The 14381-nt window shown below is 70.6% G+C and carries 12 protein-coding genes; 1 reads left to right on the top strand and 11 read right to left on the bottom strand.

Features of this window, described 5'->3' with window-relative positions; genetic code table 11:
* The first annotated feature begins 110 nt into the window (after positions 1-110).
* Positions 111-464 (top strand): hypothetical protein, encoded by a 354-nt coding sequence (locus CCO04_RS27570; protein ID WP_215817396.1) that lies wholly within the window; start codon positions 111-113, stop codon positions 462-464.
* Positions 465-616: 152 nt separating this feature from the next.
* On the opposite strand, the gene CCO04_RS27575 is transcribed toward CCO04_RS27570, so the two are convergent.
* The 11 genes from CCO04_RS27575 to CCO04_RS27625 all read right to left on the bottom strand — a co-directional run bounded on the left by CCO04_RS27575 (position 617) and on the right by CCO04_RS27625 (position 14369).
* Positions 617-1507, bottom strand: coding sequence for a hypothetical protein (locus CCO04_RS27575; protein WP_215817397.1), 891 nt, complete (start codon positions 1505-1507; stop codon positions 617-619).
* A complete protein-coding gene (locus tag CCO04_RS27580) occupies positions 1504-1788 on the bottom strand; it encodes a hypothetical protein (protein ID WP_215817398.1) in 285 nt (94 codons plus the stop codon). Before CCO04_RS27580 ends, CCO04_RS27575 begins: the two co-directional genes overlap by 4 nt.
* A gap of 29 nt (positions 1789-1817) precedes the next feature.
* The gene (locus CCO04_RS27585) at positions 1818-2105 is read right to left on the bottom strand and encodes a hypothetical protein (protein WP_215817399.1); all 288 of its coding nucleotides are present in this window, start codon (positions 2103-2105) and stop codon (positions 1818-1820) included.
* 84 nt (positions 2106-2189) lie between these two features.
* Positions 2190-3581, bottom strand: coding sequence for a helix-turn-helix domain-containing protein (locus tag CCO04_RS27590; protein WP_215817400.1), 1392 nt, complete (start codon positions 3579-3581; stop codon positions 2190-2192).
* Positions 3582-3616: 35 nt separating this feature from the next.
* Complete coding sequence (locus CCO04_RS27595; RefSeq protein WP_215817401.1) at positions 3617-4402, bottom strand: hypothetical protein; 786 nt, start codon at positions 4400-4402, stop codon at positions 3617-3619.
* A gap of 19 nt (positions 4403-4421) precedes the next feature.
* Positions 4422-7061, bottom strand: a complete 2640-nt coding sequence (locus CCO04_RS27600; protein ID WP_215817402.1) for a toprim domain-containing protein — start codon at positions 7059-7061, stop codon at positions 4422-4424.
* Positions 7058-8050: a DUF4913 domain-containing protein gene (locus CCO04_RS27605; RefSeq protein ID WP_215817403.1), complete on the bottom strand. Its 993-nt coding sequence runs from the start codon at positions 8048-8050 to the stop codon at positions 7058-7060. Before CCO04_RS27605 ends, CCO04_RS27600 begins: the two co-directional genes overlap by 4 nt.
* Positions 8050-9945 (bottom strand): type IV secretory system conjugative DNA transfer family protein, encoded by a 1896-nt coding sequence (locus CCO04_RS27610; protein WP_215817404.1) that lies wholly within the window; start codon positions 9943-9945, stop codon positions 8050-8052. Before CCO04_RS27610 ends, CCO04_RS27605 begins: the two co-directional genes overlap by 1 nt.
* Positions 9851-11533, bottom strand: coding sequence for an ATP/GTP-binding protein (locus CCO04_RS27615; protein WP_215817405.1), 1683 nt, complete (start codon positions 11531-11533; stop codon positions 9851-9853). Before CCO04_RS27615 ends, CCO04_RS27610 begins: the two co-directional genes overlap by 95 nt.
* Before the next feature lie 10 nt (positions 11534-11543).
* Positions 11544-13079 carry an SCO6880 family protein gene (locus CCO04_RS27620; protein WP_374197032.1) on the bottom strand — a complete coding sequence of 512 codons (1536 nt, stop codon included), beginning with the start codon at positions 13077-13079 and terminating at the stop codon, positions 11544-11546.
* Positions 13080-13157: 78 nt separating this feature from the next.
* Positions 13158-14369: a hypothetical protein gene (locus tag CCO04_RS27625; protein ID WP_215817407.1), complete on the bottom strand. Its 1212-nt coding sequence runs from the start codon at positions 14367-14369 to the stop codon at positions 13158-13160.
* Positions 14370-14381: the final 12 nt, after the last annotated feature.

Consider the following 14381-nt stretch of genomic DNA (forward strand, 5'->3'; position numbering starts at 1 on the left):
CATCCGTACTCGCCGGTGACGATCTCGGCGACCGCGCTACACCACTATCGGGGACTCAACTCCGCATTGGTCGCGCTCTAGCGTCTCCTGTCGAGGGCTACCGTGTTCGCGTGCCCCTCGCGGAACTCGAGGTGCTGGCACCTCGTGTTCCGGCCTCGGGGGCTGGCACTCGTGAAGAGCTGCTTGCAAGTGTCCTGTGGGAGGCGTGCGCGGAGGCCGCGGTTCATAACCGTGAGAACGCTCGGGCCACGCGCGCCGGGGCGCTCCCCAGTGAGCGGCTCGTCGCCCGGCTCCTGCGGCGCTCTCACGCCGAGTGGCACGACTACGGCACTTGGCTCTTCACCACCTACAACAGGTTGGCCGCCGGGGCGCCGGCGGAGTTCATCGAGCAGGCCTGGAAGTCGAGGCATGCTCGTCTCGAACACATCAAGCCGCGCGAGACCCCGGCGCGACGCCTGCCCTAGCAGCCGATGGTGCCGTTCAGGCTGAACGGCTGCTGTAGCGCGGCGGCCGCGGTCGGAGGCCCCGGGACGTACTGGATCGTCGACGTCACGGGGCGTCGGGGTTCGGCCACCGCCGCGAGATCTACAAGTGAGGGCGCAGAGTTCGGAGCCCCTTACCGGAGACGCCGCCGTCGGGCGATCGCAGCGAGATCGACGACGATCGCGCCCGACTCCCAGCACTCCGTCCACCCAGCTTGGGGGAACTCTGCTTCGCTGAGGCGTGCGCGATGCGCTGCGGTGGCTTCCAGCACCGCGCGTTCCAGGCGTCGAGCTGTGTGCCAGTCCTGGAGTTGGATGCACTGCACCACGCGCCCGCCCTGTCGCTGGTGTTGGTTGAGTCGGTGGTCGTTGAGGCAGTGAGTGATGCCGACCTTGAACACCTCAAGGTGCTCGAACTCGACGACGTAGACGCGGTGCGGGAGGTTCTGGAAGCGATGCTTCCTGTCGCACAGCGGACACTCAGCCGGGTCATGCTGCACGGCGGCCCACCTACGGATGCTCTGGACGATCCGCGGTCCTCCAGGAACTGGGTCACCGCCTGCGTCGACGATCTCGTAGAGGCGCGTGCTCCCGTCTGGTCCGCCGCGCCAGATCTCCACGACTCCGTAGCGCCGGCCATCGCGGCAGGCTTCGAACCAGTGCTGCCCTGTGCTCGTGCCGGGGATCGGGCCGTCCAGGAGAATCCCACGGCGAGACCGATCGTCATCGGGCGGCGCGTTGTCGCAGTCGTGGTCCGGGGTCGCGATCGCCCACTTTCGGTAGGCATCGAAGGTGGGGGCGCGGGGCGCTCCGGGCACGGCGATACCCGTGTTGTCGACGAGCTCGTAGAGACGACCGTCGCCGCGGGGGCCACCGCGCCAGACCTCCACGATCCCGTAGCGGCGGCCGTCGCGCAGCGCCTCGATCCATCGGAGCCCGACTCCGGTCCCAGGGATCGGCCCCCTGCGCACGACGCCGCACCGGGCACGGACGACCGGGCACGATGGATCGTAGGGAGCGCTCACTGTTCGAGAACCCTCACGGGTACCTGCATCAGGTCGAGGCCGAAAGCCACGGCCCGGGCGGCGCCGTTCGGCTCGCGGCTCGGGACCACTACCGCAACGATCGGGTGGCCCGGCCGGAGGACGAGGGCTGCGTTGCTGGCACCCTCCCCAGCCAGCTCGACGAGGTCGACGGCGCCTGTTGCTGCGTCTCGGACCTCGAAGCGGAGAACGTCTCGGCCGTTCTCGATCGTGAGGATCGGCCGGTCCTCGACGGTGCCCTGCAGCGTCACTAGCTCGACCATCGCGGTACGCCCTTCGCGACCTGGTCGTTCTAGTAGCCGAAGGCGGCGGTCAGGATCGCGAGGCCCTGCCCAAGGCCCACGAGGGCCAACAGGACCAAGTTCTCCCGGGTCCGAGGGACGATGCGCCACCGTAGGGCGAGCGCCCACGCCAGGACGAGGACGCCGAGGATCAGGGAAGCCATGAGTCCCGCGGACGCATCGGTGAGCAGGGCAACCGGAGCGACCGCGACGGTCAGAGGGACGCACGCGACCGCGAGAATTTGCAGCCGCTTCCGCCACCTCCCACGCTCCTCAGGGCTGAGGTCTCTGGGGCTCACGCGTGATCCAACATCTGATGTAACTCCCATAGAGGTCGATACTGCTCGAAGGGTCCGACAGAACCCGTCCGCTCCGGTTCGATGCTAGGGCCGGGCGGTCAGTGACGCGGCTGCTCGGTACGCGATCCGCGCCCGGTCGCCGTCGTCGCGGTCATCGTGCAGCGCGCCAAGTCCATACCAGACCTGAGCGGCCGCTCCGCGCTCGTCGACGGGGACCTGGTCGGGATCGCCCAGCGCGGTAGCGGCGGCATCGAAGTTCAAGACCGCCGCCTCGAGACGGCCGGCACGCTGGTCGATCTCGCCCCGCACGACCAGGCAGGAGGCCCTCACGACGTCGTCGACGAGCGCGTCGTGGCTGGCGCCCTCGAGCACCTCCAGGGCCGCGTCGTCGTCGCCAGCGGCGACCGCTGCCCGTGCAAGGAGCGCCCGGACCGCCTCGACCCTGGCCGGCATCGCCTCGGTCTCGATGAGCGTCTGCAGGACTGTCGCGAGCGTCTCCTGCGCCGAGAACCCAGGGACCGCCTTCTCGTCGACGAGCAGCAGCTCGCCGACGACGGCGAGATGCTCGGCCCTCACGCGAGCGCGCGTGGCCTCGGCTTCCACTTCGGCGGCGGAGCGTGCGTAGGTGGCGGCCAGGTGGGTCTCGCCCGAGGCGAGTACCTTCGCGGCGGCGTCGCGGTAGGCGACGGCGAGGTCACGCTTGCTCGCGGCCGGCATTGCTCGACGAGCAACTGTGGTCGCCGCGCCGTAGTCGCGACGGGCCAGGTGGACCCTGGCCAGCCGCGTCGCGAGCATCCGGGCCTCCGGCGCGGCCGCGAGACCGACGGCCTCGAGGCGAGCCAGGGCGGCTTCCCCCGTCTCGACCGCTGCTCCGAGACGGCCGGCGCGGAGCAGCGCGTCGACCAGCAGCGGCGCGGCCGCTGTGCACCAGGCGGCCAGGGGGTCGTTGGCGGGCGCGTCCACGATCGCGTGCAGCTCGTCGATCGCGCCGTCGACGTCGCCGTCGGCCAGCCTTGTTGCTGCCTGGAGGAAGGTGACCTCGCCCTGGACCGCGGTGTCGCCGGTGCCGACCAGGAGCGCGCCCGCGGCGCCGAGGGTCTGCTGCGCACTGGCAAGCTCGCCAGTACGCAGCAGGTAGGGCACCTCTGCCAGGCGCACGGCGATCGCTCCGCGCTCGCTGTCCAGCCCTGTGAGGAGCTGCTCGGTGCTCACGCCGAGACGAGCGGCGATCCGCTCCAGGAGGTTGAACTCAGGACGTCGCTCCCCTGACTCGATCCGCGACAGGTAGGCCGCCGAGACGTCGCCGCCGACGACATCAGCCTGGGTCAGCCCGGCAGCTCTGCGGGCCGTCTTGATGTTGTGGCCGAGTACGGCCGCGTCGATCATCTCGTGCATCGCGACGAGGTCGTAGCGGGTAGTGACCGCGTTCATGCTGGTGATCCCTTTCGGTTCGTTCGACGTCCCGAAGGCCCCCATTCGCGCCAGGCCCTCGGTACATCGGGGTGTTTGCTCTACCTCACCCGGCTGCGCAGTACGCCTCGCCCCTTCGTCGGTCCGGCCTGGCTCCTTGCCTCGGCGCCCACGGCACCGCTGGCGAGTTGCGCAGCAAGTCCGCTGCCAGCGGCATGACCGGATGCCTCACGTGCCACGCGCGCGGCGTCGGACAGCCCGACGGCAGTCGCGGGAGCGCCGAGCGGCGTCCGATCGACGCGGGTAGCAGCTCCGACCTCGATGTGGTCCGGGCGCAGCCACGCCACCGATTCGACGTCCCAGCCGTACATCTGGGCCCGAACCGCCGCGTTCGGCGCGGCCCAGTCTTCGCTGTACCAGCCGTTCGGGAGAACCGAGCGATCCACCCACACAGCGTCGATCCCATCGGCTGCCATGGCCTCGAACGCGATTCGCCCGTGCGGTCCTGGCCAGCGTTCGGCCGCCTCCGCCAGGGCGGCGACGGTGTCGAGATGGACGACGCGCGCTGCGGCCGGGTCCGCTCTCACGCTCCACATCCGCTCCGGCCGTCCCACCGCCTGCAGACGCTCCCGGCCCGACATGCGATCGCGCCGCCGCTCGTCGTACTTGCCCCCGTAGTACAGCTCTGACCAGCCCGTCCGCACCCCCTCGGAGCTGCGTGAGGTCGCCGGGCCGGTCCACAGCGCACCGCTCGGCTTACCGCCAAGCTGGTGTGGCCCCGCAACCTCCGAGTCGCGCGCGGCGATCCAGGACGTCGAGCAGCGCCGTCCGAGGTGGAACTGTTCAGGCACGTCCGCGCCCGACACGATCCGTAGCTTCGCTTCCATGACCGGCTGCCCCCTCTCCCTAGGAACGTCGGAGTGTTCGGCCGGCGGACCTGGTGTTGCCTGGACCTCGCTGGACCTTGGCCGCGGCCCCCTTACGGGACTGCGGCGCGGCCTGCAGCTGGTCCTGGGTCGAGCGGGAGAAGCCGTGCGACGACCCGTCGCGCGCGGTCTCGGCGTTGCTGCTCATCGCATCGCGCATTGCCTCGTCGCGGCGGTCGTACGCGGCCGCCTGCTCCGCCCGCGCGTCGTCGGTGAAGCCCTCTGCGGCGTCGAGGTACTCCTCACTGGCAGCAGCGTCCGCCTCCAGGTCATCGGCGCGCTCGTCGACGACGCTCCGGCCTGCTGACGACAAGCCGTCGCCATGCGCCGGCACAGATCCGTCGCGGTCGGCCGCCGGCGATCCGTCGCCAAGGCGCCGATCGTCCGGGTCCACGGCAAGACCCGCCAGGGCGGCCTGGGCGGCGTCTCGATCACCTCGAGCGGCGGCCTCCCTGGCCTCTGCCGTGCTCCGTACGCTCGAGGTCGCGTCAACCTCGGCGACCCGGAGCGCAAGAAGATCGCGCTCGATCGGGTCGCGCAGGTGGGGCTCCAGCTCGGTCATGAGGACCCCGAATCCGGTGCGGGTGGCCTCGGGCGAGGCCAGGTAGCGGTCGACCACGGTCTCCGCGGCCGAGCGCGCGTGCTCGAGGTCGGCGAGCTCGCTCCTGAACAGCTCCGGGGCGGTCTGCCATGCGGCTGCCGGGTCGCTGCCCGGGACCTGGAGCTGGCGGACGTCGAGGCCACGCTCGCTGAGCCGGTAGAAGTCCTCCTCGGTGGCCTTCTGCCCGCCGGCGTCGTTGTCGTTGGCCACCCAAACGCGGTTCTCGTTGCGACCCGCGCGCTCGGCGATCGCTGCCGCCTGCGTCCCGGTCATCGCGGTGCCCATGGTCGAGACGCCGGCAGCGCGGCCCTCCGAGGCAAGGCTGGTCGCCAATGCGTCGAAGGGGCCCTCGACCCGCACAAGTTTCGCGTCGGGGCCGGCCTCGTAGAGACCGAAGACGTAGTCGCCCTTGCGGAACGCCGGCGTCTCGCTGGTGTTCTTGACCTTCGGCGCCCGCGGGTCGCCCGACAGGTCGCGGCCGAGGAACCCGACAATCTCGCCGCTCTCGTGGTCGCGGATACCCATCATCACGCGATCGCGGAAGGTGTCCCGCACGCCGTAAATGCCCGGCTCCGCGAGGCCGGCGGCGAGCATCTCGTCATCGCTCGCGCCCTGCGATCGCAGATGGTTGCAGAGGTTCATCCAGCCCCCGGGTGCGTAGCCGAGTGCCCACGGGCCGGAGTCGACATCGCTACCGAGGCGGTCGACCAGGTAGCGGTGCCCCTGCGTCCCGGGCCGCAGCTTGCCGGCGTAGAAGTCCGCGGCCATGTGGTTCAGCTCGATCACGCGCTCCCGCGCGATCGCCGGCACCGACCCCGACGCCGTCCGTCCGGACCTCGCCGCCGTGCTCGGCGCGCTGGCCGCGCCGGCTGTCGGGGGCACGGCGGCGACCAGCGGCGCTGTGGCCGCCGTCGGCGTGCTCACACGCGCCGCCTCCGCCGTCCGCCGTTCACGGTCCTCGGCCGCTCTGCGGGCCTCGGCGTTCACCGCGGCCCGCTCTGCGAGCGTCCCGATGAGAGCGCCCTCAGGGCTCAGACCGCGCCGCTCGCGCATCATCGTCGCCAATCGCTCGGCGGATCGCTGGGCGCCGACGTCGCCGACGAGCGCAGCGGCCGAGGCATCACGCCAGGCCGTCGCGACCTCTTCCGGGGACGCGGCGTCGAACCGCGACGGCGTGAGGAAGGCGTGCCACGACTGCTCGACCACGACCTCATCGGGCAGCCCGATGTGGTCATCGAGGCTGCCCATCCCGGCCTCGTGCATCGCCGCCTCGTGGTCGCCCGCTTCGAGGGAGGTCCGCGCCTCGCTTCCCTCGACCCACAGACGCTCAAGTGCGTTCTCGCGGCCTTCGCTGTCGAGGATGCCCGCATCGTCGAGCCACTTGACCTCTTCGAACTCGTCGCCCCGGTCGACGTGGCGCGACCACTGCTCCCACTGCGAGACCTCGGGCAAGGCCCCGGCCTCGGCGAAGTACTGCCAGTCGGTGTGGAAGTCCTCCTCGATCTGACCGTTCGGCGGCCGGTCCTGCTCCAGCCTCTGCACCTCGGCCGGCACGGCGTACCACGAGGGCGCGTGCTTCTGGGCCAGGTCGTACGCCTGGTTCATCGTCAGCATGGGCCGCGCCGACGAGTCGTCCTTCGGCAGTGCTGACCGGTCCGCGAAGTTGATCAGGACCGACGGGTGCTGCCCGTGGGCAGCCTGGATCCGCTGCGCCATCTCCTGCTCGGCGGCCCGCGCCGTCGGGTCCATCCCCGACCATGACGCCGCCGCGGCCCATCTCCGTGAGGCCGCCGCCGGATCGAGCTTCTCCAGGGCGCCCTCGCGCAACCACGGCAGGTACTGCCGGCGAGCAGCGTCACGCTGCGCGAGCCAGTCCTCGCGGACCCGCGCAGCGCTCTCCCGCACACCGTCCTGGCTGCGGCGCGCGTAGCGCTCCATGACTTGCGCCAGCCCGGTCGCGACGGCCCGGAGCGCCCGGTCCATCTCGTGGCCGACCTCGAACTCTTCATGAGTGCTCATCGAGCAGCTCCTCTCGTGTGGTGTCGGGTGGTGGTGCCGGCGTGGGTCTCTGCCCGGCGCGCTGCGGCCGCGTCCATCGCGATCCCGCCGCCGCCGGGCTGGTCGACGGCGGGCTGGTCGACGGCGGGCGATGCCGCGCTCGACGACGGGCCGCTGGTCGACGAGTGCTGTACCTGCGCGGCCTCGATGACGGCGAACATGCCCGCGGGTGCCGGCACCGAGCTCCACGGCTTCTGGGGCTCGTGGTGCTCCTTCTTGTAGTCGCAGTTGTAGAAGACGCCCTCGGGATCGGTCAGCGTGCGCATGTGGACGTCGAAGTGGTCGCGCAACCAGGTCGAGAACGACGGCGCAGGCTGAAGCCGCATCACCTCGAACGCCTCCCACAGCGCCTCCAGGCGCGTGATCGCTTCGGCGTGCTCCCACCACTTCTCGCACCAGCGCACCCGCGTCACGGCGTACCGGTGAACCAGGTTCGGTAGCACGAACTTCGTCACGAACAACTCGACCGTCGCGAACCGCGGCGCCGGCGGCGCCTCCTCGACGACCGGTGCAGCGAGCGCCGCTGCCAGTGCACGATGCTCGGCGTCGACGAGCAGGCTGGCCGACTCGAGCTTGCGCTCTGCACGGCCAAGCTTGATGCCCGCGCGCCGGAAGGCGCGCTCGGCCTCGGCCAGGTTCGCGCGGGCCTCGGCCTTGCGCCACGGCTCGAGAGACTCATCGGTTTCCGCGGCCTCGGCCTTCAGCTCGAGAACCGCGATCCGACCCTCAAGGTCGGCCAACGAGTCCTCGGCCGACGCGAAGGCCTCCGCTGCCGCCTCGAGCGCCGCCTCGGCGCCAGCCAGGTCACCGGTCGGCCTCACGGGCAGGTCCACGGTGAGGCTGACGCTGTGAGGACGGCCCCGTGCGGGCTGCCGGTCGACGTCGTGACCGCCGCCCAGCTCGCCGTCGACCTCAGCGACCTCGGCGTCATCGTCGTGGCTCGTGGGCATCAGGACGCCACCTCCCCCGCCGCGGCGCCGGCGCCGTCGTGCTCGCGGTTGGCGTCGACGTCCTCGTCCTCGGCAACCATCCACGGCTGCTTGAACGCCTCGACCGATTCCGCGACGCGCTCAGCGTCGCGACGCTTGGACAGGTCGACCAGCTCGCCGAGGATTGACCGTACGCCTGAGACCAGCAGGACTCCCCTGCCGGTCGGCATCGCGCGCAGATCCGCCTCGGTGAGGATCCGCTCGTCCTTCGTCGACGTCGACGTCGAGCGGTGTCCCGGGCCGGTGCTCACCGAGCTGTCGCGGCGCTGGCGATCGCCGACCAAGTGTGCGAGGGAGGACAGGTGCTCGTCGTCGTTGATGCCGCGTCCGACGAACGCCACGTTCGCGGCCGACCACAGCTCGGTGAACCCGTCCTTGCCCCAGCAGCGGTAGCCCTGGGACCTCGATTGCAGGATCACGACCAGGATCAGGCCGAGGCTGCCCGAGTACGAGAACAGCGAGGGCAGCTCGCCCCAGCGCACGATGTTGGCGCACTCGTCGAGGCAGAACAGCACCGGCGTCGGCACCCGGTCTCCGTTCTCCTCGGCGAGCTCGCGGCCGGCTTCCCACAGCGCCGCCGTCAGCGATCCAACGAGCGCGCGGGCCGAGCCCTTGCCGTCCTTGGACAGCAGGTAGATCGTGTCGGTCGACCGGACGAAGTCCTGGGTCGAGAACTCGACGCCGCCCACCTCGGGCCTCGTGACCCACTGAACGAAGTCCGGGTTGGCCATCCAGCCGACCCCCGACTGGGCGCCGCCGTAGATGCCGTCGCGGGTCTCCGCGACCTTCGCGCGTACCGACTCGACCTGGCCAGCGGCTACCGCGTAGCCGCTTTCGTGCAGGATGTCGGCCGGGTCAGGGAGCCCAGGCGCGCCGTCGGGGTTGTCGAGCCAGCGCGCGATCATCGCCACCTCGTGCCCGCCGAGAGCTGCGGCCATGATCATGTTGCGCAGCAGCTTGCGGCCCTCGGGGCCGAAGAACGGGTCTTCGGTTCCCATCTCGCCTTCGGAGCGTGAGTCGAGCCAGATCCCGGCGAGCTTCTCGGCGCGCTCGATGTTGGTCACGTACGAGAGCGGGTTCCACCAGAACCGCACGCCCTCGCGGTAGATGTGCTGCGGGTCGAAGATCCAGCAGCGGCCGAGCTCCGAGCGAGGCCCGCGGGTGAGGTAGACGATGTCGCGCTTGTTCGACGTCGCCACCGCGGCGCCGCCGTGCTCGACGAGCTGAGGGACCGCGACCGACCGGGTCTTGCCTGCGCGTGGCCCCATGATCCAGACCTGGCACCACTCGTAGGTTCCGTAGAGCCACTGCCGGTTCAAGACCGCCTTGCACAGCGAGATCCCGATGCCGGCCTGCTGCGAGCCCAGACGCTCGGTATCGGCGGCAACCGCCTCAGGCGACAGCTCGACCAGGTCGCGCCGCGACGACATCGCCGACGCCAGGCTGTCGGTCCACTGCCGTCCCTTCAGCGCGACCATCACGACCCTGGTGACCGTCCAGGCCAGAAGCGCGATCGGCACCGCGAACGCGGCCAGCCACAGCGTCGCCGTCGACGACCAGCGACCCTCGGGCCCCGGCTTCAGGAGCCAGCGGCCGGGGCCGCCGGCCCCCAGGCCAGCCATGCTCGCGGCGAGGTAGGCCAGCAGCCATCCCCCCACGAGCAGCAGGAGCGCGGCGAGGGCCGCGACCCAGAGCCAGAGCCCGTCCTGGCCGACGTTCGTGAGTTTGTTAGGCCGCTGCCTCGTCATCGCGTTGCTCCTCTCAGGAGGCGTACTCGTCGAGGGCCTCGACGCCGCCGCGTCGCGCGGCCGCCTTTTGATCCCGCCACGTCTTGTCCGTGTCGTGGATGCCGCCAACGACCCTCAGGCCCTCGACCTCGACGCGGGTCAACTTCACGCGGAACGGGATGCCGGGCTTCTTGCCGGCCTTGATCATGAACATGCCCTTGCCCAGCGGCTCGCCGCCCTGTCCGGTCTCCGGGTCCGCCTCGCCGATCTGCGCCCACTGCGTCAGCTGGTCCTTCTCGACGTTCGACAGGGCGAAGACCTCCTCGAGGTTGCCCATCTCGCCCGGGTTAAGGCCGCCCATGATGACCATCTCCGAGCGCGACACGAAGCCCCACGCCTTCGCCGTGGCCTCGGGGTTGTGCAGCTTCAAGTCGTCCATGCCGTGCGTGCACAGCAGTTGGCCCAGACCGATGGTCCGGTTGAGCCGGGTGATCTCGTCGACGCGGTCGACCATGAACTCCGCGGCCCGCAGCGCGCGCCACAGCTCGTCCATGACGAGCAGGTAGACGCGCCGCGGTGCCAGGCCGGCATCGGCCAACACCTTGGCGGCCGCCAAGGTCGTCGACCCGTAGGTCCAGCAGACGAGCTGGACGCCGGCCTGCAGGATCGGGTCCATCTCCTCGAACGCCGACAGATCGAACACCACCGGCTTGTCGATCCGCAGCTGCGTCGTCGTCGGCTTGGCGAAGACGTCGCCGAAGATCTCATCGCCACCAGTCAGCGAGTTGAGCGCATCGAGCAGACCCTCGGCGCGGTCGTCGTACCGCTCGACGTCGCCGCGGTCCTGAGCCTGGACTCGCACCCGCGGGTGCCGCGCCTTGATGAGCGCCTGGATGTCGGCGAACACCGGCACCTCATCCGGATGCTCCGCGTCCCAGGCGCCCAACGCCGCCGAGAGCATGTTGCGCTCGTGGGCAGCGAGGTCGCGTCCCAGGGCAAGAGCACACAGGCCCACGGCGACGTTGATCCGTCGCCCGCGGATGTTCGCGAGGACCCGGCTCCTGACCTCTTCCGGGAGCTGCGCCAGCAGGCCAGCCACGGGCCCCGGGTCGAGCGGGTTGATGAACGAGTCCGACCGGTTCGGCGACAGCACCTGACCGTCGAGCTCGTTCATCAAGTCGACGTAGTCCGGCTTCCAGTCCGACAAGACCATCGGCAAGATGCCCTTGACCGGCAAGAAGCCAGCGATCCGGCGGATCAGCGTCGACTTCCCGACGCCGGGGCGCCCGATCACGAATCCCGACGGGTTGTTCAGCATCCCGTGCAGGAACCACAGCACGGGATCCCCGCACACCCATCCGCGGCCTTCGAGGTGCTCCCCCAGCGGCGTTCCGATCAGCGGCAGGCTCGACCCGACCACGAACGGGAACAGGCCGCACGTCTGGACAGTTGGACCCCGGAACTCCGGGTGCGTCATGACCCGCATCGTCCGGCCGCCGCCAGGTAGCCGCCAACCCTTCGGGCCCAGCTCGCCCCGCTCCCCCTCCTCGGCGGTCTTCTTGCTGGTCCTGGTCGGCTTCGCCGGACGCTCCGGTGCCTGCAGCGCCTTCCGCTCGCGTCGCGAGAGCCCGCGGGTCGAGAACAGCGCATCGACCTCGCGAGCGCCGACCGTCGCGCTCGCGCGAGCACGCGGTGCGGACTTCCTTCTGAACGCCATCGTCGCCTCCTCAGACCTGGTCCGCGAACGCCGCGAGCCCGGCGTGACGGTGCGGCACCATCCCCAGCGGCAGCGCCGCGATGAACGCGGAGTCCTGCGCACCGCGCGGCAGTCGCATCCGCAGCCGCGCCTGCGGCGCTAGCCGCGTCGTGACCATCTGGGAGACCCGGTCAAGCAGGTCACGGTCCAGCACGGTCACCGTCACCAGGAGCCCAACACGGATAAGCGGCGATCCGAGAGCCTCCTGCTCCGCAGTCCGCCGCGCCGTCATCACGGCCTGACGCTGCGCCTCCTTCGCTCGCGGCGATCCCGAGTACGCGATCGACGCCGCCCGCACGTCGTTGTCAGCGATGTCGGCCGACTTCAGCGGCGACTCCGTCCGGTAACACAGCGTCACCCGCTTGCGGACGATGTCGCGGTGCGGGGCGAGCAGACGCTGCAGCACCGTGCCGAAGAACGAGCCCTTCGGGGCCTCGCGCATCTGCCAGGTCCGCGAGAACGCTGTCTCGTGCTGGTAGTGGTCGAACCGGTTCACCGCCGTCAACGGGCCCGACTCGTCCCACGTCAGCCCCGTCCCGCCGGCGAGCTGCGCCTCTTCCACGCGAGGCGCCACCGACGGGTCGAAGGCGACCCGGGTGAAGTCGACGATCTGCTGCGCCTGAGCCGCCCTGCACTTGGAGCCGGCCCCCGTCGCCACCAGCGTTGAGACCAACTCGGGCAGGAGATCTCCGATCTGCTGTCGCATCTCCTCGGCGCTTCGGACCAGCACCTCCCCCGTCTCGTCGTTGCGCTCCTCGCCGGAGAAGGTGATCGTGACCCGCGTGATCACCTGCGGCGAGCCCAGCGAGGCCGACGCCTTGATCTGCTCAGCCATCGTCGCCGAGAACGCCGGCACCTCGTCGGCGTTCTCCGCCCGGCCACGGTCGATCGCTCGCGCAAGCCTCTGCCCCGAGTCCGGGGCAGACTCGACCGTCACCTGAGCCGCGACGATGTTGCCCACCTTGTTGAGCTGGCCCATCCACGCGCCCCACTGAGCGACCTCGGCATCGAACGTCTCAGGGTCCTTGCCCGAGATCCCGGACGGGTTCGTGTTGATGACCACCGAGTAGAGGTTCGTCTCACCCCACGTGAGCAGCCCGAACGCGTTCCCGTGGATGTCGTGGCACTCCTGCAGGCCAAGCGTCGCCGCAACTCCCGGGAGCGCGATCTTGCCGTCGGGGACCTTGCCCGTCAGACCCTGCGACAGCAGCGTCTCCCCCGACCGCTCACCGCGACCGAAGCGCACCCCCGCGACGGCCTTGGTGTAGCGACCCTGACCGTCGCGCGTCTTGATCGCCTCCGGCAGCACCGCAGCCAGCGACAGCACCGTCCACCCGACCCCGAGCCCGAGGCCCCACAGACCCCAGCCTGCGACCATCCCGGCCGCGATGATCCCTACGAGGACCACCGCCGCGAAGATCAGCGCCACCGACGCCACCGCCGAGAGCCCCCACAGTCCCGGAAGCTTCGGCTCCCGCAAACCGGCGTACTGAGTCTGACTTGCCATTTCGCCTACTCCGATCAGGTCGTGCTTTGTGATTTGTCGCGTTTAGCGCACGTAGCCCGGCGCCGGGCCCGCTGCGCGCTACTGCGCGTCCCGGCTCGTGTCCTCGCCGGCCTGGCTTGCCTGGCTGGTCAGGTTCTGCACCGTGGCGGCGCCGAGCTGCACGCCACCACTTCCGCCGCTCCCCGACGTCGACGACGCCGGCGCCGGCGCCGGCGGTGCCGGCGGCGTCGCGTGCTCAGCACCCGAGGCCCCGGTGGCACCGTCCTCGCCGTGGTCGCCGGGCCCTCCCGGAGCACCGGCCTGGCCGCTCCCTCCCGAAGACGGTTCGCCGTCACTGGAAGTAAGCGACGGCGACGCTGCGCCCGGAACGCCGTCACCGCCCGGCCGGCCGGTGCCCGACCCTCCGCCCATGCCCGCGCCCGCCATGGCCGCGCTTCCACCACCAGTGCCCGCCAGGGCCACGACCGCAGCACCGGTCGCGACACCCGCCGCGATCGCTGCGCCACCAGAGAACGCCGACGACGACCCCACCGCGGCCGCCGGGGCGACGAACTTCAGCAGCGCCGGCAGCGCGAGCACCGCCATCACGATGACCGTGAAGCCGTAGATGGCGTTGATCAGCTGGTCCGACGTCGTAGCCCCTTCCGACATCAACTTCAGTCCGACGCCGTAGATCACCGCGGCGGCCGGCTTGTAGAGCACGAATCCGACCAAGAGCGCCACGACCTTCTTGAACCGCATCCACCCTTCCTCCGTCGCGGTGCCCGCCGCGACGGTCTGGGCAAACGAAAGCAGCACGATGACCGCCGCGCCCCGCACCACCATGAACAGGCACTGCATCAGGCTCGCGATGATCGCGAAGATGTAGAGGATCAGGAGCGACCCCGCCGGCGCCGGCGCCGCCGACTTCGGCCCCAGAATCGCCGACGCGAAGATCGACGAGAAGCCCTTAGAGGTCTCCTCGCCGGATGCCCGCTCGAGCACCCACGGCGAGAACTCATCGCCCGCCTGGATGCACAGCATCGTGATCGCCAGAACCGGCAACCCGCACGCCAGCGTGACCACCAGCGACCGTCCGATCCCCCGCGCCCCCTCCCCCGCGCGCCGGGTGTCGAAGGCGATCTTCAGCAGCGCCCCCGACAGGCTCATGAGGAACACCAGGAACGCCACCGGTCCCAGCCACCCCTGCACCGAGGTGATCGTTTCGTTGCCGGTCCAGCTCTGCCCCGACCCCGACGCCACCTCCGGCGACGGCACCTTGATCCAAAACGTCGCCACGGCCTCGAGCACGTCACGAGCCCC

The sequence above is a fragment of the Pimelobacter sp. 30-1 genome (assembly GCF_018831735.1).
Taxonomy (GTDB): Bacteria; Actinomycetota; Actinomycetes; order Propionibacteriales; family Nocardioidaceae; genus Nocardioides.

What these genes read in the sequence shown, in the direction of transcription:
- CCO04_RS27580 (WP_215817398.1), bottom strand. Translation starts at nt 1,788, where the DNA reads ATGGTCGAGCTAGTGACGCTGCAGGGCACCGTCGAGGACCGGCCGATC.
- CCO04_RS27590 (WP_215817400.1), bottom strand. Translation starts at nt 3,581, where the DNA reads ATGGGGGCCTTCGGGACGTCGAACGAACCGAAAGGGATCACCAGCATG.
- CCO04_RS27595 (WP_215817401.1), bottom strand. Translation starts at nt 4,402, where the DNA reads ATGGAAGCGAAGCTACGGATCGTGTCGGGCGCGGACGTGCCTGAACAG.
- CCO04_RS27600 (WP_215817402.1), bottom strand. Translation starts at nt 7,061, where the DNA reads ATGAGCACTCATGAAGAGTTCGAGGTCGGCCACGAGATGGACCGGGCG.
- CCO04_RS27605 (WP_215817403.1), bottom strand. Translation starts at nt 8,050, where the DNA reads ATGCCCACGAGCCACGACGATGACGCCGAGGTCGCTGAGGTCGACGGC.
- CCO04_RS27615 (WP_215817405.1), bottom strand. Translation starts at nt 11,533, where the DNA reads ATGGCGTTCAGAAGGAAGTCCGCACCGCGTGCTCGCGCGAGCGCGACG.
- CCO04_RS27620 (WP_374197032.1), bottom strand. Translation starts at nt 13,079, where the DNA reads ATGGCAAGTCAGACTCAGTACGCCGGTTTGCGGGAGCCGAAGCTTCCG.